25 protein-coding genes and 2 pseudogenes are annotated in these 25,316 nt (G+C 57.8%); 15 read left to right on the top strand and 12 right to left on the bottom strand.

Annotated elements, in window-relative coordinates; all coding sequences use genetic code 11:
* Positions 1 to 279 precede the first annotated feature (279 nt).
* From KQ933_RS23095 to KQ933_RS23085, 3 genes are read left to right on the top strand one after another with little or no spacing between them, the layout of a single operon-like run.
* Entirely contained in the window at positions 280 to 1,395 is a 1,116-nt protein-coding gene (locus KQ933_RS23095; RefSeq protein WP_253958453.1) for an efflux RND transporter periplasmic adaptor subunit, read from the top strand.
* Positions 1,392 to 4,598, top strand: coding sequence for an efflux RND transporter permease subunit (locus KQ933_RS23090; RefSeq protein ID WP_216760160.1), 3,207 nt, complete (start codon positions 1,392 to 1,394; stop codon positions 4,596 to 4,598). The genes KQ933_RS23095 and KQ933_RS23090 overlap by 4 nt, the downstream gene beginning before the upstream one ends.
* Before the next feature lie 12 nt (positions 4,599 to 4,610).
* Positions 4,611 to 5,312 carry an alpha/beta fold hydrolase gene (locus KQ933_RS23085; RefSeq protein ID WP_216760784.1) on the top strand — a complete coding sequence of 234 codons (702 nt, stop codon included), beginning with the start codon at positions 4,611 to 4,613 and terminating at the stop codon, positions 5,310 to 5,312.
* A gap of 35 nt (positions 5,313 to 5,347) precedes the next feature.
* On the opposite strand, the gene KQ933_RS23080 is transcribed toward KQ933_RS23085, so the two are convergent.
* From KQ933_RS23080 to KQ933_RS23065, 5 genes are all read right to left on the bottom strand, one after another.
* Positions 5,348 to 6,388: an AI-2E family transporter gene (locus tag KQ933_RS23080; RefSeq protein WP_216760159.1), complete on the bottom strand. Its 1,041-nt coding sequence runs from the start codon at positions 6,386 to 6,388 to the stop codon at positions 5,348 to 5,350.
* 21 nt (positions 6,389 to 6,409) lie between these two features.
* Positions 6,410 to 6,544: a hypothetical protein gene (locus tag KQ933_RS33765; protein WP_301925088.1), complete on the bottom strand. Its 135-nt coding sequence runs from the start codon at positions 6,542 to 6,544 to the stop codon at positions 6,410 to 6,412.
* A gap of 28 nt (positions 6,545 to 6,572) precedes the next feature.
* On the bottom strand, positions 6,573 to 7,817 hold the full coding sequence (locus KQ933_RS23075) for an arginine deiminase (protein ID WP_216760158.1): 1,245 nt from the start codon (positions 7,815 to 7,817) through the stop codon (positions 6,573 to 6,575).
* A 19-nt stretch (positions 7,818 to 7,836) separates the two neighbouring features.
* Complete coding sequence (locus tag KQ933_RS23070) at positions 7,837 to 9,270, bottom strand: basic amino acid/polyamine antiporter (RefSeq protein WP_216760157.1); 1,434 nt, start codon at positions 9,268 to 9,270, stop codon at positions 7,837 to 7,839.
* A gap of 306 nt (positions 9,271 to 9,576) precedes the next feature.
* Entirely contained in the window at positions 9,577 to 11,007 is a 1,431-nt protein-coding gene (locus tag KQ933_RS23065) for a basic amino acid/polyamine antiporter (protein WP_216760156.1), read from the bottom strand.
* Positions 11,008 to 11,476: 469 nt separating this feature from the next.
* Between KQ933_RS23065 and KQ933_RS23060 the strand changes: the two genes are divergently transcribed.
* On the top strand, positions 11,477 to 12,610 hold the full coding sequence (locus KQ933_RS23060) for a helix-turn-helix domain-containing protein (protein WP_216760155.1): 1,134 nt from the start codon (positions 11,477 to 11,479) through the stop codon (positions 12,608 to 12,610).
* Between the two features lie 143 nt (positions 12,611 to 12,753).
* Here the strand turns inward: KQ933_RS23060 and KQ933_RS23055 are convergent, their stop codons facing one another.
* Positions 12,754 to 12,966, bottom strand: coding sequence for a hypothetical protein (locus KQ933_RS23055; RefSeq protein ID WP_216760154.1), 213 nt, complete (start codon positions 12,964 to 12,966; stop codon positions 12,754 to 12,756).
* 751 nt (positions 12,967 to 13,717) lie between these two features.
* Here KQ933_RS23055 and KQ933_RS23050 point away from each other — a divergent pair.
* Both KQ933_RS23050 and KQ933_RS23045 read left to right on the top strand, forming a co-directional pair.
* Positions 13,718 to 14,158 carry a MarR family winged helix-turn-helix transcriptional regulator gene (locus tag KQ933_RS23050; RefSeq protein ID WP_216760153.1) on the top strand — a complete coding sequence of 147 codons (441 nt, stop codon included), beginning with the start codon at positions 13,718 to 13,720 and terminating at the stop codon, positions 14,156 to 14,158.
* 84 nt (positions 14,159 to 14,242) lie between these two features.
* On the top strand, positions 14,243 to 14,656 hold the full coding sequence (locus tag KQ933_RS23045) for a hypothetical protein (RefSeq protein ID WP_216760152.1): 414 nt from the start codon (positions 14,243 to 14,245) through the stop codon (positions 14,654 to 14,656).
* An 81-nt stretch (positions 14,657 to 14,737) separates the two neighbouring features.
* On the opposite strand, the gene KQ933_RS23040 is transcribed toward KQ933_RS23045, so the two are convergent.
* Positions 14,738 to 15,040, bottom strand: coding sequence for a hypothetical protein (locus KQ933_RS23040; RefSeq protein WP_216760151.1), 303 nt, complete (start codon positions 15,038 to 15,040; stop codon positions 14,738 to 14,740).
* Between the two features lie 20 nt (positions 15,041 to 15,060).
* Positions 15,061 to 15,453 carry a response regulator gene (locus KQ933_RS23035; protein ID WP_253958400.1) on the bottom strand — a complete coding sequence of 131 codons (393 nt, stop codon included), beginning with the start codon at positions 15,451 to 15,453 and terminating at the stop codon, positions 15,061 to 15,063.
* 101 nt (positions 15,454 to 15,554) lie between these two features.
* On the opposite strand from KQ933_RS23035, the gene KQ933_RS33760 reads away from it, so the two are divergent.
* On the top strand, positions 15,555 to 15,683 hold the full coding sequence (locus KQ933_RS33760; protein WP_301925087.1) for a hypothetical protein: 129 nt from the start codon (positions 15,555 to 15,557) through the stop codon (positions 15,681 to 15,683).
* A gap of 344 nt (positions 15,684 to 16,027) precedes the next feature.
* Positions 16,028 to 16,152 (top strand): annotated as a pseudogene (locus KQ933_RS33540) (glutaredoxin); the annotation flags it as partial.
* Between the two features lie 257 nt (positions 16,153 to 16,409).
* Here KQ933_RS33540 and KQ933_RS23030 read toward each other — a convergent pair.
* Positions 16,410 to 16,904, bottom strand: a complete 495-nt coding sequence (locus KQ933_RS23030; RefSeq protein ID WP_216760150.1) for an invasion associated locus B family protein — start codon at positions 16,902 to 16,904, stop codon at positions 16,410 to 16,412.
* 48 nt (positions 16,905 to 16,952) lie between these two features.
* Entirely contained in the window at positions 16,953 to 17,210 is a 258-nt protein-coding gene (locus tag KQ933_RS23025; protein ID WP_216760149.1) for a hypothetical protein, read from the bottom strand.
* 56 nt (positions 17,211 to 17,266) lie between these two features.
* On the opposite strand from KQ933_RS23025, the gene KQ933_RS23020 reads away from it, so the two are divergent.
* A complete protein-coding gene (locus KQ933_RS23020) occupies positions 17,267 to 17,530 on the top strand; it encodes a hypothetical protein (RefSeq protein ID WP_216760148.1) in 264 nt (87 codons plus the stop codon).
* Between the two features lie 4 nt (positions 17,531 to 17,534).
* Here the strand turns inward: KQ933_RS23020 and KQ933_RS23015 are convergent, their stop codons facing one another.
* Complete coding sequence (locus KQ933_RS23015) at positions 17,535 to 17,675, bottom strand: hypothetical protein (RefSeq protein WP_216760147.1); 141 nt, start codon at positions 17,673 to 17,675, stop codon at positions 17,535 to 17,537.
* A 152-nt stretch (positions 17,676 to 17,827) separates the two neighbouring features.
* Here KQ933_RS23015 and KQ933_RS23010 point away from each other — a divergent pair, with 152 nt between their 5' ends.
* The 5 genes from KQ933_RS23010 to KQ933_RS22990 all read left to right on the top strand — a co-directional run bounded on the left by KQ933_RS23010 (position 17,828) and on the right by KQ933_RS22990 (position 23,305).
* On the top strand, positions 17,828 to 19,210 hold the full coding sequence (locus KQ933_RS23010; protein WP_216760146.1) for a cache domain-containing protein: 1,383 nt from the start codon (positions 17,828 to 17,830) through the stop codon (positions 19,208 to 19,210).
* Positions 19,207 to 19,854, top strand: a complete 648-nt coding sequence (locus KQ933_RS23005; RefSeq protein WP_216760145.1) for a response regulator transcription factor — start codon at positions 19,207 to 19,209, stop codon at positions 19,852 to 19,854. The genes KQ933_RS23010 and KQ933_RS23005 overlap by 4 nt, the downstream gene beginning before the upstream one ends.
* A 117-nt stretch (positions 19,855 to 19,971) precedes the next feature.
* On the top strand, positions 19,972 to 20,520 hold the full coding sequence (locus KQ933_RS23000) for a TRAP transporter small permease subunit (protein ID WP_216760144.1): 549 nt from the start codon (positions 19,972 to 19,974) through the stop codon (positions 20,518 to 20,520).
* Positions 20,521 to 20,536: 16 nt separating this feature from the next.
* On the top strand, positions 20,537 to 22,117 hold the full coding sequence (locus tag KQ933_RS22995; RefSeq protein WP_216760143.1) for a TRAP transporter large permease subunit: 1,581 nt from the start codon (positions 20,537 to 20,539) through the stop codon (positions 22,115 to 22,117).
* 72 nt (positions 22,118 to 22,189) lie between these two features.
* Positions 22,190 to 23,305 (top strand): TRAP transporter substrate-binding protein, encoded by a 1,116-nt coding sequence (locus KQ933_RS22990; protein WP_216760142.1) that lies wholly within the window; start codon positions 22,190 to 22,192, stop codon positions 23,303 to 23,305.
* 88 nt (positions 23,306 to 23,393) lie between these two features.
* On the opposite strand, the pseudogene KQ933_RS22985 reads toward KQ933_RS22990, so the two are convergent.
* A pseudogene (locus KQ933_RS22985) lies at positions 23,394 to 23,605 on the bottom strand (thiamine pyrophosphate-dependent enzyme); the annotation flags it as partial.
* A 370-nt stretch (positions 23,606 to 23,975) separates the two neighbouring features.
* On the opposite strand from KQ933_RS22985, the gene KQ933_RS22980 reads away from it, so the two are divergent.
* Entirely contained in the window at positions 23,976 to 25,229 is a 1,254-nt protein-coding gene (locus KQ933_RS22980; protein WP_216760141.1) for an extracellular solute-binding protein, read from the top strand.
* The last annotated feature ends 87 nt before the right edge of the window (positions 25,230 to 25,316 follow it).

Raw genomic sequence — 25,316 nt, 5'->3', positions numbered from 1 at the left:
GTTCGGCAGCGGTGGCATCAGCATCTAGTGGTGACGCAATCAACAGTGCGGTGCCTGTCCGACAAAGGGTCTTTCCAGCGCCAATTTAGGACAGGACGCGCCATCTGTAACGCTTGCTGCTCTCCACGTATGGTAGTAGAATCTCAACATATGCTAATTTTTGTAGACTGCTTCCATCCGCCTTGAGTGATCTAATTTCACGGTTCTGTTGGAGACATGTCGATGAAGTTGCATCGTCGAGTTCCGCCGACATTCCTGGTGTTATTGTTCGCAGCTCTGATGTCAGTGCCGCAGGACGTGGCGGCACAGGCTGGTCCGTCCGTCGGCGTCCTCACCGTGCCGGTCCAGGACGTTTCGCCGAAACACGAATTCGTCGGACGAGTGGAGGCAGTCAATGCCGTCGATATCCGTTCGCGCATCGAAGGCTTCGTCGACCAACGTCTTTTTAATGAGGGCCAATTGATCAGGAAGGATCAGGATCTCTTCCTGATCGACAAGCGGTCCCTGGAAATAGCGCTGTCGGACGCCAAGGCAGCGCTTGCGAGCGCCCAGGCGACATTGGCGGATGCTCAACGCCGTGTCGCGCGCAATCAATCGCTGAGCAACCAAACCGTATCGCGCGCGACGCTGGAGGAAAGCCAGACCGCCCTTGAAACCGGCCAGGCAAACTTTCTTTCGGCACAAGCACGCGTGAGCCAGGCCGAGCTCAATCTCAGCTACACCAGGATAGTCTCGCCGATCGACGGCCGCATCGGAGCTGCCGAATTGTCGGTCGGAAGCTTCGTCAGCGGCAGTTCAACGGCACTGGCTCGCGTCGTCGAAATGGATCCGATCCGCGTCGTGTTCTCGGTGAGCGATCGATCGATCCTCGAACTGCGCGCGACCAGAGGCAATATCGGCAAGGAGGCGCTGGCCAGCAGCTATAAGCCCAGCCTGCGGCTGTCGAACGGCCAATCTTACGCGGAGCCGGGAAGGATCGAATTCTTCGGTAACGAAATCGACCCGGCGACGGGAACCCTGCCCGTTCGGGCGCTATTTCCCAATCCAGATGCCCTGCTTATTCCGGGTCAGTTCGTAACAGTTGTCATATCGGAAAGGGAAAAGACGCTCCGTCCGGTTGTGCCGCTGGGGGCGGTGCAGCAGGATCGGGATGGCAAGTACGTCCTGCTCGTCAACGCGCAAAATGCCGTCGAGCTGCGTCGAATAAGGATTACTCGACAGATCGGTGGCAGCTGGGCAGTAGACGATGGTCTTAAAGGCGGGGAAAAACTGATCGTCGACGGCCTACAGAACGTCTCGGAAGGCCTCGTCGTCGAGCCCACGGAAGTTTCTCCAACCGACAGCAACGCGATCTCGCTCGCGCCGATGGAACCGCAACCGGGTTCACCCCAATGAACCTTTCGGCGCACTTCATTGCCAGGCCAAGATTTGCAATGGTCATCGCAGTCGTGATGATGATCGCAGGCGGCCTCTCCCTCTTCTTGATACCCGTCGCCCAGTTTCCGCAGATCACACCGCCCGAAGTGCAGGTCACGGCAAGCTATCCCGGCGCGAATGCCAGCGTCATGACCGACAGCGTGGCAGCGCCGATCGAGGATCAGGTGAATGGCGTTGAAGACATGCTCTACATGTCGTCGTCAAGCACCAATAACGGCACCTACAGCCTGACGGTTACGTTCGCAGCCGGCACGGATCCGGCAATCGCCCAGGTCAATGTGCAGAATCGCGTGTCAATGGCATCGCCGCGGCTTCCCGCTGCCGTTACACAGACAGGCGTCTCGGTCAGAACTCGTTCGTCGAGCATGCTACTCGGCTTTGCCGTCTACTCGCCGAACGGCACCAGGGACGATGTCTTCATCAGCAACTATGCCATGATCAACATCCGGGACGCGATCGCTCGCCTTCCCGGCGTCGGTGAGGCGAGCGTGTTTGGCCCGGCCTACAGCATGCGGATCTGGATGAACCCCGATCGCATGCAGGCCCTTGGGGTAACCGCAGCCGACCTGACGACGGCGATCCAGGCCCAGAACGTCCAGGCATCCGCCGGCCAGCTCGGTTCGCCCCCCTCGCCCACCGGTCAGCAGCTGCAGTTGACCGTCATGGCCAGGGGGAGGCTTGCGGATGCAATCGAGTTCGGCAACATCATTATCCGCACCAACAAGGACGGAGCGATCGTCCATCTTCGCGACGTCGCCCGGATCGAGCTCGGCGCACAATCCTACGATACGGCATCGACCCTGAATGGCAGGCCGAGCGCTACCGTCGTCGTCTATCAATCGACCGATGCGAACGCGCTGGCGGTATCGAACGCCGTTCTCGGCGAGCTGCAGACATTGTCGAAACAATTTCCTGATGACCTCGCCTATACGGTCGTTTTCGACACGACCGCTTTTGTTCGGCAGACCATCCAGGAGATTTTCATTACATTGGCGATCACCTTCGTGCTCGTTGTCGTGGTCGTGTTCCTTTTCCTGCAGGACTGGCGCGCGACAATCATCCCGACGCTGACCATACCCGTTTCGCTGATCGGCGGCTTTGCCGTGCTTTATCTCATGGGTTATTCGGCCAACACGATCACGCTTTTCGCGATGATACTCGCGATCAGTCTTGTCGTGGACGACGCGATCATCGTGGTGGAAAATGTCCAGCGCATCATGAGCGAGCTGGGCGTCGACGTGCGTGAAGCGACGCTACACACGATGAGCCAGGTCACGGGGCCAATCGTTGCAACAACGTTGGTGCTGGCCGCTCTCTTCGTGCCGGTTGCGTTCCTCGCCGGCATAACCGGTGAACTCTACCGTCAGTTCGCGGTCACCATCTTGATCACGATCACCTTCTCGACGATCAATGCCTTGACCCTCAGTCCGGCACTCTGCGTCCTCATCCTCCGGCCGGCACAGGAGAGCCGGTCGAAGCTGTTCGGCAGGATAAACCGGGGCCTCGATGCGTCGCGACGGTTTTACATTTCTTTGCTGGCGATTTTTGCCCGCAGGATTGCCCTCAGCCTGCTGTTTCTCGCGATTACCGTCGTGGGCGTCTACGGTCTTTATCGCATCCTGCCCGTGGGTTTTGTCCCCGCCGAAGACCAGGGCTATCTCTTCATGAACGTGCAATTGCCCGATTCCGCTTCCCTCGAGCGCACGCAGGGGACGGTCGCGGCGGTCACCACTGTGCTCCAACGGACGCCTGGGATTGCAAACACCATCGCCATTGCCGGGACGAGCATGATAGGCGGTGGCGGCTCCAATTCGGCAATGATCATCTCGGCGCTCACGCCGTGGAGCGAACGCGGGTCGGACCAGAGCGCCTTTGCGTTGATGAACGAGCTTCGAACGGAGTTCAGAAAGGTTTCGACGGCATCGGTTGTCCCGTTCAATCCGCCAGCAATACCTGGCCTCGGGACGACCGGCGGCTTTGACTTTCGCCTTCAGGCCCGCGCCGGGCAAAGTCAGGAGGAACTAGCCGAAGTGATGCGCGGGCTGATCGTCGCAGCAAACCAGACGGAGCGGTTAACAGGAGTCTTCAGCACGTTTTCGGCCGACGCGCCGCAGATCTATCTCGATATCGACCGGCGACGGGCCGAACTTTTCGGCGTTTCACCAGCGACGATCTTCAACACGCTGCAAGCGCATCTTGGATCGGCCTATGTCGACGACTTCAACATATTTTCGCGCGTATACCAGGTTCGGATCCAGGACGAGCCGACGTTCCGCTCGCGCATCGAGGACATCCAGCGGCTGAGGGTGCGAAGCCAGTCGGGCGATCTGGTGCCCCTGCAAGGATTGCTTTCCATCTCGACCATCTACGGACCAAACTCGGTCAACCGCTACAACCTTTTTCCATCCGCCGCGATCAACGGGCAGGCTGCGGCGGGTGCGAGTACCGGGGATGCCCTGAACGCCATGGAAGCGCTTGCTGCGGAAAAGCTGCCGCCAGGCTTCGGATATGAATGGACGGGACTTGCCCTTCAGGAAAAGCAGGCGGGTGGACAGACGGTCATCATCCTGACCATGGGGATCATCCTCACCTATCTCTTCCTCGTCGCCCAATATGAAAGCTGGAGCGTCCCGCTCGCCGTGATGATGTCCGTGATCGTCGCGGTGCTCGGGGCCCTGGCGGGACTGGTTATCGGCAGCATCGATCTCAATATCTACGCCCAGATCGGCCTGCTGCTGCTGATCGGGCTGGCGGCCAAGAACGCCATCCTCATCGTGGAGTTCGCCAAGGAGCGGCGGGAAGAAGGTCTCAGCATCATAGAAGCGGCACGCGAAGGAACGTCGCAGCGCTTCAGACCGGTATTGATGACGGCGATGGCTTCCATATTGGGCGTGGTACCGTTGGTGGTGGCGACGGGAGCCGGAGCAGGCAGCCGCCAGGCGATCGGTGTTACCGTTCTCGGTGGGCTGCTGCTCGGAACGAATGTCGGCCTCCTCACCATTCCTTTGCTCTATATTTTCGTTCAGACGGTGAGGGAGGCCAGCAAGCGGAAACTATTTGGTACCGCCCATGCCGAGAAGACCCGTGATCCTACCGCGGCGACCAGCACGAATGAAGGGTCGGTCGGTCGGATCGAAACTGGAAACGCTGAAGTTGAATAGGTCTGGGGCGTGATGGGTAATGCCGGTGAGGACGATGCGGAATGCGTCGTGTTGGTGCATGGGCTTGCGCGCGGCAGCGGATCCCTTCGGCTTGTCGAGAAGGCACTGGCACGGCGCGGATTCCTCGTCATCAACAACGAATATCCCTCAACGCGCGCGACAATCTCCGAACTTGCCGGCTACGTCGGTGATGCTGTGGCGATGTGCGGGCAGAGACGCGTCAATTTCGTAACCCACTCCATGGGCGGAATTCTTGTTCGCTATTGGCTGGCCCATCGGCGTCCTACAAATCTCGGGCGGGTGGTCATGCTGGCGCCACCCAACAACGGATCCGAGATCGTGGATGTCTTCGGAGAGATGTTGCCATTTCATTGGATCAACGGCCCAGCCGGACGCGAGCTAGGAACCGGTCAGACGGCGTTACCGAAGCTATTGCCGCTTCCGGATTATCCCGTTGGCATCATCGCAGGCGACATATCCGTCAATCCGCTTTTCAACTCCATCATCAAGGGGCGGAACGATGGAAAAGTGTCCGTGGCATCGACGAGATTGGAGGGTGCGACTGACCATCTGGTGCTTCATGCCACGCACACGTTCATGATGTTCAACCCGATCGTCATCGCCGAGATAGTCAATTTTGTCGAAAACGGCGCGTTTCAACACGGCCTGACAATGCAGGAGGCAAGCACGGCGCTCTTCGAGATGTTTCGATAAAGGGCGTGGTGCCTCATCGCTGGCGCAGTCTCAGATCAGACGCCGCCGGCTTCGCTACCGCGTCCCAAAAGTTCGGACACCCACCGGCTGGAGGGATGATGGCGGCAGAATGTCACCAGCGCGATCGAGATCGGTACGCCGATGAACGCGCCGAAAATCCCCCAGAGATAACCCCAGGCAAAAACGGAAAGCAGCACGACCACTGGTGAGAGGGAGAGAGCGCTGCCGGATATGCGCGGTTCAATATAGCTGCCAAGTGTGAACTGAATGAGGTTGAGCCCCAGGAAGATGGCAATCGCCGATTGCCAGTTATCAAGCTGAATGAGCGCAAAGGCGGTCGGAAGCAGCGTTGCCACGAGCGGACCGATGAAGGGTATGTAATTCAAAACGAAGGCAATCGCGCCCCATTCCTTTGCAAGGGGCAGCCCAAAGCTACTGGTGAAGAACCAGATGAACAGCCCCGTTGTGATGCTCATGATCGTCCGGATCCTCATGAAGCGTCGAAGCTTTTGCGCCGTTTCCCGGCTGCCGTCGAGCAGGAATTTTCTTGCCACCGGATTGCGCATCGCCTTGATCCGGCTCTCAAAACCCTCGACCTCCATCAAGCCGAGAAGAAGGTAAGTGAGAGCGATCAGCCAAAAGCTGAACGTGCTGTTGACGCGGCTCGTCACGGCCTGAACCACGCGCATTGCCCAAGCGGCGCCGAAACTGTCGGCCCAGAGCACATCAACGTCGATGCCGTGTCCCTCCAGCCACTGACGAAGCTCATCATAGTGTTGTTGAAAGCGAGCCGTATTGTCGACCATCCACCCGCCGACACGTCCGAAAGACCAGGCAAAGATCCAGCCGAATGCCAGAAGGGCCAGCATCATAACGGCCAATGTCACCAGAAGCGCGATGTATCTTGGAAAAACGGTCTGCATGCGATGCTGGACCGGCCACAGAAGGGCTATCGCCAGGAGCGCGAATGCCAGCGGCGCAAGCACCGTTGCGCCCGCCGGCAACATGGCGATCACGACAAGCACCGCAATGACGACCTGAGCTGAAGGAACTGCTCGATGTCGCCCTGCCCGCATTATTGCCCTCGCCTGGATAGGTCAGAGTGTGTTGTTGAAAATCCGGCCATCCTTCATGACGACCTTCAGGCTCTTCTCGAGATTGTCGATGAGCTTCAGGTCATCGAGCGGATTGCCGCCGCGTTCCCAAGCGACGGCAAGCAGGGCGCGCGCCATAAGGTGGGCCGACTTTTTCCTGCGACAACTAATAGTCGGCGGCGTCACGAGCGATGGGGCATGTCATGCAATGCCCACCACCTCGCCCACGCCCAAGCTCTGCGCCCGTGATCGTGATCACCTCAATGCCTTGCTTGCGCAATAAGGTATTGGTGTAGGTATTGCGGTCATAGGCGTAGACGACACCGGGCGATGCGCAGACCAGATTGGCGCCGCTGTCCCATTGGGTTCGCTCGCGCATATAGTCGTTTCCGCCGGTCTCGACGACGCGCATCGCCCTTAGTCCGAGCGCGTCGCGCACAGTGTCGACGAAGGAGCCCTTGTCCTTGTGAAGTTCGATGCCGCCCTTGCCGTCGGGGCGATAGGAAAAGGCTTCGATATTGTTGACGATGTCGGGGTAGATCAGCACGCAATCGCGGTCCGCAAAGGTGAAGACGGTATCGAGATGCATGGCGGCGCGCAGCTTCGGCATGGCCGCGACGATGACGCGCTCAGCGGCGCCTTTCTCAAACAGCGCTGCCGCCACCTGGCTGATTGCCTGTCGCGACGTGCGCTCGCTCATGCCGATGAGGACGTTACCCTTACCGATCGGCATGACATCGCCGCCTTCTATCGTCGCAAGGCCCCAGTCCTTCGTTGGGTCGCCCCACCATACGTTGACCTTGCCGGCGAAATCCGGATGAAACTTGTAGATGGACGTGGTGAGGATCGTCTCCTCATGACGCGCCGGCCAGTAGAGCGCATTCAATGTTACGCCACCATAGATCCAGCAGGTCGTGTCTCGGGTGTAGAGCGTATTCGGCAGCGGCGGCAGTAAGTACTCGTTGACGCCGGCTGCATCGCGGATCAGCGCCAGTTGCTCGCCTCCAATGGCTTCCGGAAATTCAAACGTCGACAGGCCGCCGATCAGCGTTTCGGCCAGATCCCGGTCGGAAAGCCCTTCCAGATAGGATCGCACTTCATTCAGAAGACCGAGACCAATCTGGTTGGCGACGACCTGGTTGTCCAGTATCCACGTCTTGGCCTGGGGGATCGCAACCGTCTCGGCAAGCAGGTTATGCATCTCCACCACGTCGATGCCACGGTCGCGCATTTTGGTTATGAAATCAAAGTGATCGCGCTTGGCATTGTCGACCCAAAGAACATCGTCGAAGAGAAGCGCGTCACAATTTGTCGGCGTCAGACGCTGATGGGCACGGCCGGGCGCGCAAACCATGACTTTTCGCAATTGGCCAACTTCGGAATGCACGCCAAATGTGATTTCCTGTGTCATCGATCTACTCCCTATGTCATCAAGGCGTGATGGTGCCCGTGAGCAGGCCGTAAAATCCTATGAGGCCCGCAATCACGGTGACGGCGAAAACGATGAGTTCGATGCTGGTGAAAAGCGTCACCTTTTGCTCGCGCCGCGCCCAGACGTAAAGGATGGTTCCAGGCACGAACAAAACGCTGACGAGAAGAACGTATTTCAGCCCTGCGGCGACGAACATGACGATCGTGTAAATCACGGCGATCCAGGCAAAAACCTGGTCGCGGCCGCGCTCCTGGGGTGTCTCCTCGTAGCCTTCGCCGCGGCGCGCAAGCAAAACACCGTAGCCTGCGACCAAAAGGTAGGGGAGTAGGGCCGTAACACTCGTCATGTCGAGCATGAAGTTGAAAGCGTCTCGAGACCAATAGGTCGAGATGACGAACAACGAGACGACAATATTTGTCAGCCACAACGCGTTGGCCGGCACCCTGTTGTTGTTCTGTGCCGCAAAAATCCTTGGCATGTCCGCTGATTTGGCAGCGGCAAACAGCACTTCGGCGCAGATCAGCGACCATGCGAGATAGGCGCCGAGGACCGACACCAGCACGCCGATCGAAATGAATACCGCACCCCAATGGCCGACGACGACTTCGAGGACGCCGGCGAGGGAAGGATTCTGGACCCCAGCCATCGTTGCGCGCGGCATCGCAGCGTAGGGAAGCAAAGTGATCGCCACCATCAAACCGGTCACTCCGATGAAGCCCAGAATGGTCGCGGTACCGACATCGGCGCGGGTCCTGGCGAAGCGTGAATAGACGCTCGCTCCTTCGATCCCCAGGAAGACGAAGACCGTGATGAGCATCGTGTCACGAACCTGCGCCACCAGAGATTTTTCCGGCATATCCACGCCGCCGAAGAAATTGGCGGAAAACTGCGCGTAGTTGAACGCGAAGGCCATAGCCAGGATGGCGACGATGATCGGGACGATCTTGGCAATTGTCACGATCACGTTGATGAATGCGGCTTGCTCGACGCCGCGCAGGATCATGAAATGGAAGGCCCATATCCCCAGGAGGGAAACAACAATGGCGATGATAGTGCTTCCGTCGCCAAAGATCGAAGGGAAGAACAGACCGAGTGTGGAACCGATCAGGACCCAGTAAAAGACGTTGCCAAGGCAGCTGCCAAGCCAGTACCCGAAGGCGGAAAGGAAGCCCATATAGTTTCCAAAGCCCTCTTTGGCATAGGCAAAGACACCAGAATCAATTTCCGGCTTTTTTTCCGCCAGGGCCTGAAAGACGCGTGCAAGCATGTACATGCCAGTGCCGGCTATCATCCATGCTATGATCGCGCCGAACGGACCGGTCGCCGTCCCGAAACGGCCGGGGAGATTGAATATACCGGCGCCGACCATCGAACCGACCACCATCCCGGTCAGTGCGAAGAGGGATAATTTTTGCGTGGAAGCCGAAGCCATAATGCCCTCTCAGGAAGGTTGTTCGGACTTTTCGAAGATGTCGTGCAGCAGAAACGTGCGTTTACCCACACTATAAAGTGCTTCCGTCCCGGCCGTGATCGCACAGAATCTCAGAACTATGCTTTGCGTCTAAAAGTGACGAAATCCACGAAGTTAGCGAACAATGCGTTAAGCTGCGGCGTTCACGGCAGCGACTTGAAAAACAGAAGACTGGTCGGCGTGAAGCCGGAAGGTCGGGGGGAAGCGCCGGTGGCGCGGCATTTTCGCACAAATACGGCAGCGGCCCGGATCTGCGGTGTGACTTGGCTAGACGGAGATTCGACCCGTTGCGAGTGCGTAGATGGCAATCAGGGCCCCTACGGCCGCAACGATGAACACCGGCGTTTCGGCCAGCTTAAACACAGGAAGCTTCTGCTCCCGGCGCGCCATGAAGAACAGGATGGAACCGGGTCCGTAAATGGCGGCGGAGAGCAGCAGATGAGTGCCACCTGCGGCGGCGATGAGGAAGGAAGTGTAGACGAGTGCTATTGCGGAGCGCACGAATTCGCGGTGTCGGCTTGCCGAATCCCGTTCGTAGGTCTCACCGGTCAAAACAAGCTTGAAAGAATAGGCGGAGACGAGGAAATAGGGGATCAGAATCATTGAGCTGGTCAGTTCGATAGCCAGACGAAGCGCATACTGGGCAAATAGCGACAGGATCAGGAAGACCTGCACCACAATGTTGGTCAACCAGAGCGCATTCGACGGCACGCCGGCACTGTTTTCACGCATCAGAAATCCGGGCATCGTCCCATATTTCGAAGCGGAGAACAGAATTTCTGCGGCAAGCAAAACCCAGGAGAGATAGGCCCCACCAACCGAGATCATCAGCCCGGCGCTGACAAACACGGTGCCCCAGGGGCCGACGACCGACGACAGCACCCCTGCCATCGACGGATTGCGCAAACTGGCAAGATCGGCACGAAGCATGACGCCGTAAGAGAGGATTGTCACCAGGACGAGCAGACAAAGCACGCTCGCAAAGCCGAGCAATGTCGCAATTCCGACATCAGAGCGATTGCGGGCATAGCGAGAGTAGACGCTTGCGCCTTCGATGCCGACGAAGACGAATACCGTCACCAGCATCGTCGCGCGGACCTGCCCTGCGATACCGCCAAAGGTAACGGTGTCACCTCCCCAAAAATTGAGCGCGAAGATGTCGGCTTGGAAACCGTAAATGACAAATACGATGAAGAGGATGATTGGGATAATTTTGGCAAAGGTGACAATCGTATTGATCAACGCCGCTCCGCGGATTCCACGCAAGATCAGCGCGTGAACGGTCCACAGCAGCACCGAGGAGATGGCAATGGCGAAAAGCGTATTTCCATCGCCGAAGATCGGGAAGAAGAGGCCAAACGTCGACTTGATCAGCACAAAATAGGAAACATTGCCAAGGAGCGCTGCGGACCAGTAACCGAGCGCGGACAGGAACCCCAGATAGCTGCCGAAACCCGCTTTCGCATAGGCGTAGATGCCGGCGTCCAAGTCTGGTTTGCGTTCCGACAACGTCTGGAAAACGAAGGCGAGCATCAACATGCCGACCCCGGCGATGATCCAGGCGATCGTTGCGCCGAATGGGCCTGTCGCGCGTCCGAACGCTTGTGGAAGCGAAAAGATACCAGCGCCGACCATTGATCCCACGGACATCGCCGTCAGGGTCCACAGCGAAAATTTGCCTTCGGAAGAGGAGCTCATGGCAGACAATCCAGGTAGGCCGATCTGGCCGGTACCGACGGCCGTTCATCAGCTAACATTACCTGATCCTCGACCCGCCGGTGATGGCATGGAATCTCATGCCTGTGCCCTGCGTCCCCCAAGCGGATCGAGGCTAGATTTGTCGGCGTGGCGGGCGCAGATCCTCGGCGCTAGATCGGTCCGTTGGTGAAAACAGGCGAATTACCTCGAAAGCCGCGTCGAGAATTCGGGCGAGATCGGACCAGCGATGTCTGCCTAGTGAACGGAACGACACGTTATACAGCGATAGTGGGAAATTATCATGCTCGGTTAGATTGTGCTTTATTGTCGATCATGCTAATAAACGACCCGAAATCCGGCATGAGTATCGCGTGCATGGCCAGGCATCCAGTTGAAATGCGGATTTTGGTTGGAGACTTTCGATGTCGAATTCCGCTTTTGAAAGTGCAGTTCAGTCTGCACCAATATCATGACAGTTCATCAGCTAGGGGCGCGGCAAACAGCCTTTCACTCGGCCCGCCTTGCGTCTGAACGGGGTGCAGCGGAAAAACGCGCATTCGGATCGTCGCAGTTCTCAAATCTATCTTCCTTTGAGTTCGTAACGAGCGCGGTGCCGAGGATCCACCAGTTCGAGGCGTGGCGCGCCAATTTCGCCCCGATCTTTGATATCGACTCCGCACGTGACACGAGGAGAGGGTTCATCGGCAGGCACGTCACCTGGGATCTTGGCTGCTTTGTGTTTTCGCAGGTTACGACGGATCCCCTGCAGTTCGGGAGCGTAACACGTCATCTCCACTGGGAGCCGCTCGACCATTTTATCCTGTCGGTTTTGCTTTCCGGAGAGGCGTATACGGAAGCGCCTACCAGCACATTCCATTGCACTGTCGGTGCCACCCAAGTCCACGCAATGGGTCGCAGTTTCCATGGCAGTCTGACGGCGAGCGAGTTGCTCATGTTGTTCGTCCCGCGGGATTTTTGTCCCCGCGTATCCCAGGCTTTGAGCGCTGCGGAATTCACAACATTGGAAGGCGGCTTGGCGCGGTTATTCCATGACTATATGGTGGGGCTCGCCAATCAGCTGCCATTCGTCCAACAGGCCGATCTTCCCGCCCTGGTCGAGGCGACGCGAGCGATGATACTCGCGTGCGCCTCTCCTTCGGTCGACAACGTCCAGACGGCAAGTCATCCGATTGCAGTAACACTACTCGACCGTGCGCAAAAGATCATACAATCGAGGCTGTTCGACCCGACCATGGGACCTGAGACGCTCGAGCGAGAATTGGGCGTTTCGCGATCGCGACTGTACCGCATGTTCGAGGCTTTTGGCGGCGTCAAGCATTACATTCAACATAGGCGTCTGCTCGATGCACACGCAGCTTTGGCCAATCCGAGCGATCAACGCCGCATACTCGATTTGGCAGAGCAGCGCTGCTTCAGTGACGGCACAGAATTCAGTCGCGCCTTCAAGCGGGAATTCGGCTATAGCCCGACGGACGTGCGGATCGGAAGAAGAAGCAATTTTCCTTGCCGACAGTCTCCGGGCATTGAGGAAAGCGATCCCGCAAGCCGGCTTGGAACAATGCTACGCAGGCTGCACGGCTGAACCGGCGACATGACCCAATCGACTTATTCCTGAAAACAACAACAAGGGCGAACCAGAGGCGACAGTTGCAAGCCTCGACACGATCTGAAAAGCGACGGATCAATCAATAGCGTTGTCCGATGGACCACGAGTTCAAGGCAAAATTAGATCGAAAGTCCAGACGCGAGCGATTGCTTGAGGCTGTCAATGGTCGCTCCCGCACGCCGTTTGGCGACCAGGATCTGGGCCGTATCCGCAGCACTTGGATCGAAGTGATTGATGCCGCGCCGGCGACACCATTCGTCAAGCAACAAGCTCAATGCAACGAGATCCGCGGAGCCGATCGAATTCTCGTCTTCCCTAACAATTCGCCACATCATGCTCTCCGATCTGCCTGCGATTCGCGTCACTGCGATATTTCAAGCGAAGCGACCTGAAAAATAGGCAGCCATGTGCGTAGGCTGTCCCATTAGCCGGTTGACAAGAGGAGACCGTTGACCCTGGTCTATTTCTGTTTTCCGGTATCGGGGATATGGTTCGCGAGCGCTGCAACTGACCGTTCGAGCGATGGCGGGTGAGCCCGCTTCTGCCGATGCGCCCTCGCGAACCTCCTCCCAGTGCGAGCAGTCAACAATATATCATGTAATGATGTATTAAAAGGACATTTTGCTTGCCGCAGGGCATCTATGAGGGCTTGGCGGGCGCCCGGCTTGCCATGCATCGATTTCTCTCTTTCCGCTCACCATACGCTCTTCGTCTGCGTGCTTTAGCCGTGCCTTGACAATGACGGTTTCTGGTAATGGACGGATGGTTGTTCCATCCCGTTCGAACGCCTTCTCTTGGCGTTCGATTGCCTGCGGCGAGGTCTTGATCATCCAGGCGTCATAGGGTTCGTACCCCTATCATTCGTCTCGAGCGCCAGCCGCCACGATGCGCCGCTAACCAAGCTCCTTGAAAATTCTGGAAAGTCATGAATTTGGCACAGTCATTCTGCCATTTTGATGAGATAACGGTTCCCGAGCGAGGCCGGCGGGATGCCTCTCCCGCGTTCAGTCGCGCCGCCCACCCGTTCTCCAGCGTAACCACGCGAAACAACATCACGCATAACGTATGAAAAGGATTAGTTCGATGCCTCGCTCCCGACGCGGTTCCTCGGGCCTGAACGATGATATCTACAATGGGCTGGCCGGGTTTCGTCTGGCAATGCGACGCTTCCTGGCCTTCAGCGAGGCTGCACTTGCGGAGGCTGGCGTCACATCGCAGCAATACCAAGCGCTGCTTGTCGTGCGTACGTCCCGCGACAGGAATGTGCGCATACGTGACCTCGCCGAACAGATGCTCATGCATCACAACGGCGCCGTCCAGCTTGTCGACCGCATGTGTGCTGCCGGCCTTACGGAGCGGATTCCTGCAGAGGACGACAAGCGTAGCGTTCTGATCGGCATGACGTCGAAAGGGCATGACATTCTCGAAGGCCTCGCAAGGGTGCACGTCGAAGGCATGCTGGTCAACGAGCCGCTTCTGGCCGAATCCCTTTCGCGTCTTCGGCAGGTGACGGAACTCGCCTGAGCGCCGTCACCATTTTTTGATTGCTTCTTTGTTGATGTTTTTCCGATTTTATATCATGCTGTGATACAAAAGAGGAGAACAGCAATGCAAGATCAGGAAAGCGGCTGGGCCCACTACCGACCGTCCAAGACGCTCTGGATATGGTCAATGATCGGTGCGTCGGCACTGACGATGGTCGTCGGTTTCACCTGGGCCGGATGGATGACGACAGGACGCGCGAACGTCATGCGAGACATCGGGGTGCGGGATGCGAAGGCTGATCTTGTGGCGGCAATCTGCGTCCACAATTTCGTCACAGCAAGCGATGCCCAAGAGAATCTCAAGGCGCTGAAGGCCAAATCATCCTGGCAACGTGGAGACTTCATCAACGAGGGCGGCTGGGCGACGATTGCCGGCATTGACGATAAGTCGACCAATGGGGCAGACGCCTGCGCCGACCAGCTGGCGAAATTGAAGGAATTGCCCTCTCCTGCCGATACGGCGGTGACTGGCAGCTAGGATCGGCCGGATGTGATGAGATATCCGGCTGGCGCAGGCCCGTCCGAAATGATTTCGGGCGGGCCGATTTTTGTCAACCCGCTAGGAGCGAGCATCGTCGCGCCTGAGCGCCAACAGCACTTCCCGCATCATCAAGTGCGCGGCGCTCAGCACTGCCGGCGACAAGGGCCGGCCGTCCCGAGCGTCCCTGGCGATTTTCAAGAGACCAGCGAGTTCTATCGGATTTTCGATGAACCCATCGAGCGCATCTTCGATCTCCTTTGGAAACTTGCATTCTACGTTGATCGTGGCAATTTGGCCTTTATCATCGAGCACATTCCGTTCGACAAGAATACTCTCAAGAGCGCTCAGCCATAGCCCAAGTTGCTGACGTTCATCCGGCATGATGCCCCTCCCCTGTCTGTTCACGATAACAGCCGTATTTCGCTCGGCGCGTGAGCAACGCGACCCTCGCGAATTGCACGGATGTAGTTCAACACGTTGCCGACGATGGTCGGATCGACGGGCTTGGAAATCACACCGATGACGTTCGAGAGCCCTGACTGGATGGCTTGCGGATTTGCCGTGACCATGACCACCGATATACCGAATTCAGTTGCAAGATATTGTCCGATACGCGGCCCGGTCGCTCCGTCGCTGAGGTTGACGTCGACAAGGGCGATCGTGCTGAACGGGGCAAGCAGCCGTGCGGTCTCAAAGCTCTCGGCTAAGCCCGACGTCTCATAACCCAAGCCGGATACGATATCGCGCATATCCTGCGCCAATATCAGGTTGTCTTCGACAATAAGTATTTTCACTTCCTCTGCCCCCAGCCCCGTCTTCGTTCATCCTGCATTCAGGATTGACAATATCGCCGAACCATTAAAGAATGTCATCACATGATATAAGGGAGCCGCCGATGACGAAGACCGCTTTCATCTCTGCCGTATTCGCGAGCTATGTCGCCGTCATGTTTGTTATCGCCTCGATTCCCGACGAGACAGCGTCCGAACTTTCGCAGGTACGGACCGATCATTCGATCAATTAACCATCCGTGAGGACGGTAATGATCAGAAGATCGCCTCTTGGCGATTGGAGCCTTCACGAACAAACCGGTTGTTCTCCCGCATGATGTCGCGGCAGGTTAGCCTGTTTCTTGTTTGCGTCTCTATCGTCGTTGCAAGCATCTGGGGTGACGCCATCTATATCATCTTCTGCCTCTAAGTGCGCATTTACGTCACGCCATGATATTATATGGCGAGCGTGGAATAGTCGCAGGGTTTTTCCAGTGCTCCTCGTAGCAAGGAGTATGGAGATGCAGCACGCCTTCCTTCCCCGTAGATCCGGTCACCCACAGTATGTTTCCCACGCGAGGACGGGACCGTTGCCGGGGCCTTTCACCTGGAAAAACGACACCTGAAATGCGCCTGCGTTGACGGCGACAGCAACGTCCCCTCGGCTGCGTCTCGCTGACCGAGAACCTGACGATGGTCGCAATGGCGATTTGGGTGATCGCAAGGAGGCTCTCCCGCGACCGGTACGAAAGAACCCCCACCTGCCGAGCAATCGCACGATCGCTCCCTATGACGTGGCGGCGTTTCGACGTCGCTACGGTGTCAGCCGACAGGAGGCGGAGCGACTTCTGTTCCGGTTTGGCCCGGGCAGGTCGGAGATCGATCCGCTTCTTTCTGCCCGGGACAGGAGGCCCAAGCGCGTAAGACAGAGATCGACACGTCCGGCGAACGGGCAGCTTTCGGGATAGGGTAGCTTGTATTCAGTTACATCTGGAGCTGCGATCGAGAGCTGCTGTGATGCCGTCAAGGGAATAGACATAGGTCGTGTCCGTCCCGCGTGCCGACGTCGCCTGAAGCACCATCTTGCTACCGGCTTTGAGTGCGCGGATCAGTTCCGGCGTGCGCTTTTCATTGTTCACCCAGGCAGCGTTACCCTTCGTGAACATCCTGAATTTCTTATCTCCCACTGATAGTTCGGCGATGGAGCCGGGCTTCAAGGGATAGCCCATAATCGCCTCAGGCTCTCGACGGCTGGTCTGCTCGCCCGGCGCGACAAGGAAGTAATTCTTCCCGTGATCGACGCCCACCGGTTTCGCGTCTTCCGGCACCGACAAAACATAGCAGGTTTCTTTACCGCCTCTGTCGAAGGAATAGATGAGCCAGTCGCCGCTTTGTCCAACCATCCTTGGCGTCGCCTGAAGGGGTCCGATAGAGCCAATCGTCGCAGCGATGATAAGGCAGGCAAGCTTCTTCATTGATATCTTCTTAATCTTCGTGAATTGATGTGACGTCTGTGGTCAGTGTCAGGACACTATGGTCTTCGAACGCATACCGCGCGTGAATCTCACCCCTTCGACAATGATTTCGCCATTGGCCACAAAACCTTCCCAGATGCGATTTCCAAGCTGGCACGTGACCTTGGCGGTGTTCTCGTCCTCTTCGGTGACCGTGACGACAATCAGCCCCTGCCCGCGATACCGCTGGAATTCGCGTGTCGTCAGGCCGAGGCGCAAGGCGAGGATGTCGTCGGAAAGGGGCGCGGGCGGTTTGTTGCTGGACATGAAATCTGCCGTGTTCACGTTCAAAATAATGTCACACTATGATATAATATAAGAAGATGCGGTGGTTCAAGCCGCTAATCGACATTGACCGTATCGCACCGGGCGAAGGAACAAGTGCCCGTTTTCCCAGGCTCGCCGATCTTGTACAGACCGGGATTTCGGGCATTACCGCCTCAAGGGGATGGTCCTATTTGTTGCCGCTGGCGCTCAGCCCGTTCGGCTTCATGATCTCGGCCTTCCTTTGTAAGTCGGCGTGGCGAAATTTCTGCCCAACGTGGCTCTCCAACATTGAAGCGACATTGAAGTCAGATGTCGTTTGACATTTCAGCGGCTCACACCGCGCTCTCCCGGGAAATCCCATTGCGGCCGGTAAGGTGCAGAGGACGCCCATAGGGCGAAGCAGACGGTACAGACGATAAGGGCGCCGATTGTCGCCACGAGCACGATCTTGATATCTCTTCCCATCGGCAACTCCTATATCATGTGATGATATATTTATTGGCTAGGCGCCAGTCAATGCTGTTTCACAGCTCGGCTTCGATGAGGCTTCACATTCGACGCTTGTTTCGAATAATAACGGCGAGGCTAGTCTCGCCGTTTCATGAGAGGCAGTTACCTTGCAACTTCGCCATCAGATCCTTGCCCTTGCGGTTCTTCCACTTATGCTCGCGATCACCCTGATCACGGCCTTCACGACATGGCAGTCCTCGAATCTGGCCCAGAGCAGCATCGAGGCGTTCGAACGCAACATGCTGAAGGCCAAAGAGAGCGAGCTTCTCAATCTGACAAACCTTGCTCTGTCGGCGATCAAGGATGCCTATGACGCTGCGGGACCGGACGATGAGCAGGCAAAGGAACAGGTCAGACAGATATTGACGTCCCTTGACTACGGGCAGGACGGATACTTCTTCGTTTACGACTACGACGGCAATAACGTCGTTCATCCGCGCCAATCATTCAGGCCGGGCCGCAACTGGCTGGACCTCACCGATCCTGACGGTGACCAGGTGATTGCGAACCTGATCTCCAAGGCGAAAGAAGGCGGAGGCCTTCACCAATATAAATGGGAGAAGCCTTCCAGCGGATCGATGGCCGACAAGCTGTCCTTTGCGGCAGGCCTAGACAAATGGCGTTGGATGATCGGTACCGGCGTTTATCTCGACGATGTCTTTGCCCAGACCGCGGCCGCCAAGGCGGATCTGAAGCAGAGCATCAGGCACACCTTTGTCGTCGTGACATTGATCGCCATTCCGTCGGTTCTGCTTGTCTTTGTAACTTGCATGGGCATTACCCTTCATGAGCGCCGCATGGCCGATGGCAAACAGAAACTGCTGACGCAACGCATTATCGATACGCAGGAGGAGGAGCGAGCGAGACTCGCGCGGGAACTGCACGATGGCGTTTCGCAAAACCTGGTCGGCGTCCGCTATGCCTTTGATCTCGCCTCTCGCAAGGTCAGGGCAAATACCGCCGACGCCGTTGCGGCGATCGATCGGGGGATCGACGCATTGAATGGAGCGATCAAGGAAGTCAGGGATCTGTCGCATGAATTGCGCCCACGTATTCTCGACGATCTCGGACTGACCGCCGCATTGACGTCGCTTGGCAATCGTTTTCAAGAGCGGACGGGCATCACCGTATCGGTGGAATCCTCAAGCCCCGACACGCTTAAACCCGAAGCCAATACGGCGCTCTACCGGATAGCGCAGGAGGCGCTCGCAAATGTTGAACGGCATGCCGAAGCCTCTCAGGTCTCAATCAGGATCTGGAGTACGAAAGGCCGTGTACGCATGTTGATCGCGGACAACGGGATTGGGTTCGCCAGAAAACCGGCGAATGAAAGCCAGACCTACTCGGGTGGGCTCGGGCTTAGAAACATGCAGGAACGAATGGCGCATTTTCGGGGCATTTTGATCGTTCAAACCAATGAGCATGGCACGGCACTGACCGCCATGTTTCCCAAATCGGCCAATGCGACAACGCCAGCGAAAGCAGCATGAAGAGAAAGCGAGATATTTCCGTCATTCTCGTCGACAATCACCCACTCGTTCTCGAGGGGCTGCGCGCAGTGCTGGAGACCTACGAGCACATAAAAGTCGTCGGCACCGCCGGAGCTGTTCAAGCAGGCCTTGACATATCAGCGCGACACCCCCCCGACATCGTCCTCCTGGACATCAACATGCCGCAGATCAGCGGCATCGATGCAATAGAGCTCTTCAAGGGCGCTGCCCCGTCGACCAGGGTCCTCATGCTGTCAATGCACGACAGCCGCGAATATATATCCGCATCGGTCCTCAAAGGCGCCTCGGGCTATATCCTCAAAGACGTCCCCAATGAAGAGATTGTCCGAGCCATCGAAACAGTAGCCGCCGGCGGCACCTATTTTTCCACCGGGGTTTCGGAGGTGCTTCTCCAGCCCAGGCGGAAGCAGGACAACGATCCGTTGCCGATCACGGCACGCGAGCGCGAAATCCTGACGCATCTTGCCATGGGGCGAAGCAACCGGGACATAGCCGGACTGCTCAATCTGTCGGTCGCGACCATCGAAACGCATCGCAAGACCATCAAGCGCAAACTAGGGGTTTCAACCACCGCCGACCTGACGCGCATCGCAATAGAGCATGGCCTGACATCGGCGGGCTGAGCGCTCTACCCACTACTGGGTAGAGGCCCTCAATTGACCACTCTCTCATATTGCGTCGCCTGAAAGCAGTCCGTACGTGTCTTCGCCGACCGCTGCCTGCGGTTTCGGGAGGACATCATGGCTGGATTTTTGGCGCTATCGCGGGCGGTAGACGCGATCAATACCTTTTTCGGGAAAGCCGTTTCCTGGCTTCTGCTGCTGGCAGTTCTGATCAGCGCCGTCAACGCGACGACACGCAAGCTCTTCAATCTGAGTTCCAATGCGTGGCTGGAAGCGCAGTGGTACCTGTTCTCCGCCGCATTCCTGGTCGCGGCCGCGTGGACTTTGATGAGCAACGAGCATGTCAAGGTGGATCTGGTCTATGGGCGCCTTTCCCGTCGGGTCCAACTCTGGATCGAAGTCCTCGGCACGATCCTCTTTCTGTTCCCGTTTTGCCTTATCACCATCTACCTCTCCTGGCCGACGGTGATCGAGAAGTTTTCGACCGGGGAAATATCCAACAACACCGGCGGGCTCATCCTCTGGCCGGTCTGGGCGATGATTCCGCTTGGTTTCGGGCTGCTCGCACTTCAGGGCGTTTCCGAACTCATCAAGCGGATTGCGATCCTTCGTGGCGACTTACCCGACGCCATCGCGATCGCAGACACTGAAGCGCAGACCCTCTAAGGCCAGGATCCCGATCATGTTTGAATTTTTCGCAGAAAACCTCGCGCCGATCATGTTCCTGTCGCTGATCGTCGTACTCCTGCTCGGCTATCCCGTGGCCTTCGCCCTCGCCTTCGTCGGGTTCATCTTCGGCTTCGTGGGCATCGAGATGGGGCTTTTGCCCGTCAACCTCTTCGGTGCCATCCCCGATCGCATTTTCGGCCAGATGTCGAACGAGACGCTGTTGGCTATCCCGTTCTTCACCTTCATGGGACTGATACTGGAACGAAGCGGCATGGCCGAGGATCTGCTCGACACGATCGGGCAGTTATTTGGCCCGGTTCGCGGCGGTCTCGCCTTCGCGGTCATTTTCGTCGGTGCAATCCTGGCTGCGACGACCGGCGTCGTGGCGGCATCGGTCATCTCGATGGGCCTGATCTCGCTGCCGATCATGCTGCGCTACGGGTATGACCGGCGCGTCGCCGCCGGCACGATCGCGGCCTCAGGCACCTTGGCACAGATCATTCCGCCAAGCCTTGTGCTCATCATCCTCGCCGACCAGCTCGGCCGTTCTGTCGGCGACATGTACAAGGGTGCGCTCGTTCCGGGCCTGCTGCTCGTTGCCGCCTACGCTCTCTACATCATCACGATGTCGATCCTGCGCCCGCCGAGTGTACCAGCGCTGCCGGCCGCTGCGCGCACGCTCAAGGGCTGGAGGCTCCTGCAGCGCGTCATCATCTCGCTCGTGCCGCCGCTGGTCCTGATCTTTCTCGTTCTCGGCACCATCTTCATCGGCCTTGCGACGCCGACAGAAGGCGGCGCGATGGGTGCGGTTGGTGCTCTGGCACTCGCTGCCATCAACCGCCGTCTCGATCTGGGGATGGTCAAGTCGGCGCTCTATGCGACGGCGAAGCTCTCGTCCTTCGTGATCTTCATCCTTCTTGGCGCCCGCGTCTTCTCTTTGACCTTTTATGGCGTCAACGGCCATGTCTGGGTGGAACATCTGATGACGTCTATCCCGGGCGGCGAAGTCGGCTTCCTGATTGTCGCCAACCTGCTCGTCTTCTTCCTGGCCTTCTTTCTCGACTATTTCGAGCTCGCCTTCATCATCATTCCGCTACTGGCACCGGTCGCCGATAGCCTCGGTATCGACCTGATCTGGTTCGGTGTCATGCTGGCGATCAACATGCAGACATCATTCATGCACCCGCCCTTCGGCTTCTCGCTGTTCTACCTTCGGTCGGTCGCGCCAACCCGTGCTTATAAGGACCGGATGACCGGCGAGACGATCCAGCCAGTTACATCGGGCCAAATCTACATGGGCGCCCTGCCTTATCTCGGCATCCAGTTAGCCATGGTGATCATCGTCATCGCCTTCCCGCAACTCGTGACGCACTACAAGTCGGGCCGTGTGGCCGTCGATCCGTCGACGATCGAGTTGAACGTGCCGATGCCTGGCGAGGATGGAGCCAATCCCTTCGGCACACCGGCCGCTCCTTTCGGAGCCGAGCCATCAGAGGGCGAACCCACGCCACCGGCCTTCGACGCGCCGGCACCCGATTTCGGATCGCCGACGCCAAGCTTCGGCGCTCCAGAGCAGAATGGATCTAATCCCTGACGTTCACAGGGAAAGGACTGAGATCGCTGCCGCGCTCCATGTGGCAGGATTAACCCACAGAGGAGGACAATCATGACGAAAGACATGGGCCGTAGAGGCTTCTTGACGAAAGGCGCGCTGGCGGGCGCTGCCACCGTTGCAGGCGCTTCGCTTGCCGCTCCCGCAGTCGCCCAGAGCACGCCGACGCTTCGCTGGCGCCTGACATCAGGCTTCCCGAACAACCTCGACACGATCTACGGCGGTGCGGTGGTCATGGCCGATGCACTGAACAAGATCACCGAGGGCAAGTTCCAGATCCAGGTCTTCCAGGCAGGTGAACTTGTGCCCGGCGCCCAGGCGATCGATGCGGTCAAGTCGAATACGGTCGAGCTTGCCCATACCTGCGGCTATTATTTCACGGGCAAGGATCCGACATTCGCGATCGGTTCCACCATCCCCTTCGGCCTGAACGGTCGACAGCAGAACGCCTGGCTCTATCATGGCGGCGGCAACGAAGCTTACAATGAATTCTTGTCGGACTATGGCGTGGTCGGCATTCCGGGCGGCGCCACAGGTGCCCAAATGGGCGGCTGGTTCCGCAAGGAGATCAAGTCGGTCGCGGATCTCAAGGGTGTCAAGATGCGGATCGCAGGCGTTGCCGGCGAAGTCATGTCGCGCCTTGGCGTCGTACCGCAGCAACTCCCGGGTGGCGATATCTACCCCGCGCTTGAGCGCGGCACGATCGACGCCGCCGAGTGGATTGGTCCTTACGATGATGAGAAGCTCGGCTTCTACCAGATCGCCCAGAACTATTACTACCCGGCCTACTGGGAAGGCGGCCTGACGATCCATTTCTTCATCAACAAGTCGCAATACGAAGGCCTGCCAGATACCTACAAGGCAGCGCTCGACACGGCTTGCAAGGCCGCGAACATCAATATGCAGGCGCTCTACGACGTCAAGAATACGGCTGCTATCCGCTCGCTCGTCGGCAAGGGCGTCAAGCTGCGTCCCCTGCCCCGCGACGTCATGGACGCCGCGTACAAGGCCTCCTTCGAGCTCTACGGCGAGTACGGCCAGAAGCATCCGGCCTGGGCAAAGATCTATCCGGGCTGGAAAAAGTTTCGCGACGAGAGTTTCGAATGGTTCCGTGTCGCTGAATATAGCTACGACAGCTACATGTACGCCGCTCAGGCGGCCAAGAAATGATCTGCCATGGAGCCGGGTTCGCCCGGCTCTCCCTTCGAGCGCTTCATTGCTTATGGGAATCTGGTTGGGATTCCCATTTGTGACGATCCCGTCCTCCGGCAGCAACGTTCTGCGCCTCAAGGTCGGCTATGTTGGCCGCCTTCGCGGCGTTGACCCCATTGTCGAAGCATGTGCGACGAAGTCGATCTCCGGCTGCTCCTCGATGTTGCAGTCCTTGTACATGTTGTTGAACTCTTCGCCGCATCCGATCTGCAGGCGATTTATGCAGCCGTACCTTCTGTTGTCGGTGAGCACCACCGTGACCGTGGACTGAAGCTTCTCCGTGACCGCTCGGCTTTGCTACCTCCTGCCACCTACACCACGTGCCAGGAGACGATCATCCCTAGGTGCTTTCACAAGACCTTCTGGCTTCACTCTGCTTTTCGCTCCACCGTATGAGAGAACACTTTTCGCTTGGGATCGAAGGCAAAGGCGAAGCGTCATTGTACTTTAAGTATCTTGACCCTCAGCTCCTTCATGTTCGGGTTCCAACAAACAGTTTCTCCTCGACCGCAGCCGCCTGGCCTGCAAGGGAACTGACATTGATCTAATTATGGTTAGCTCATCATACCAGTTGACATGTCAATGAGCATCCTGCAAGAAAGGCTCCAGCTTACAAGAGGAGGACGTAATGCTGACGCTTTCTGCAAAATTGAAGTCTTCATGCATGGCCGCCATCGCTGTCGCGGCCGTCGCGGTCACCCCCGTCAAGGCTGAGGATATCACGCTCTGGACGCTGAACTTCGACAACAATGCCGCCAACGTGGCGTTGAAGAAGGTGGCGAGCGACTTCGAAGCGGCAAATCCCGGAACCCATATCGAGATCGTCCAGCGCGCCGTCGACGAGCACAAGACGGCGCTGCGCGTTGCCGCCGGCTCCAACCGCGGCCCGGATATCTATTTCAGCTGGGCGGGCCTTGGCCTCGGCGGCGAATATGTGAAGGCCGGTCTGTCGCTGCCGCTCGACAAGTATTACACCGAATACAAGTGGAACGACGAGCTGCTTCCCGCCGCTGCCGCCTTTGCCGATCTCTATCCGGGCGGCAAGCACGGCACGCCCTTCACCTTCAAGGGTGAGGCCGTCTATTACAACAAGAAGCTCTTCCAGCAGGCGGGCATCACCGAAGAGCCGAAGACCTATGAAGAACTTCTGGCGGCAGCCGACAAGCTAAAGGCAGCCGGTATCCCGGCCTTCACCTTCGGCGGCACTGTCAACTGGCACGTCATGCGCCTGATGGATGTGATCCTCGAAACAAAGTGCGGCGCTGAAAAGCACGACCAACTGAAGCTGATGAAGCTCGACTGGACAAAGGAGCCCTGCGCCACCGACAGTTTCGCCGAATTCGCCAGGTGGACGAAGGACTATACGCTGCAGCCCTTCATGGGCATCGACAACAAGCAATCCTATAGTCTCTTCACCGCCGGCCGCGCAGCGATGATGCTGGAAGGCGACTGGCTGGTCGGTCAGCTCTCGGGCAGCGGCGCAAACCTCGACGATTATGGGATCTTCCCCTTCCCGACCAACACCAACCGCCTCTATGGTTTCGCCGAATACAACTACATCAGCACCAAGACCAAGAACCCGGATATGGCTGCGAAATTCGTCGACTATTTCCTGTCGACGAAGGTGCAGCAGGATCTCGTCGGGCAGATCAGCTCGATCTCGGTCAACAAGAATGTCCAGTACACCAACCAGAAGCCTCTGGAAGCCGAGTGGCTGGATATCTTCAAGACCTACGACAAGATCTACATGAACGGCGACCAGGCCTTCCCGCTTGATGTGACGACGGAATATTTCCGCGTCATCAACGATGTCGCCTCCGGCAGCATAGAGCCGGCAGCAGCCGCCAAGCAGATGCAGGCCTTTATCGCCGGCAGAACCTAACTCCTCCCGATACGCCGGCCGGTCGACACCTTGTCGGTCAGCTGGCGCCGCATCCGCAAGACCGGCAGGGTGGATATCCTGCCCCGG

It is taken from the genome of Rhizobium sp. WYJ-E13 (genome assembly GCF_018987265.1).
Taxonomy (GTDB): Bacteria; Pseudomonadota; Alphaproteobacteria; order Rhizobiales; family Rhizobiaceae; genus Rhizobium.
The sequence above is the reverse complement of the archived record's forward strand: the minus strand, read 5'-3'. Positions and strand labels throughout refer to the sequence as shown.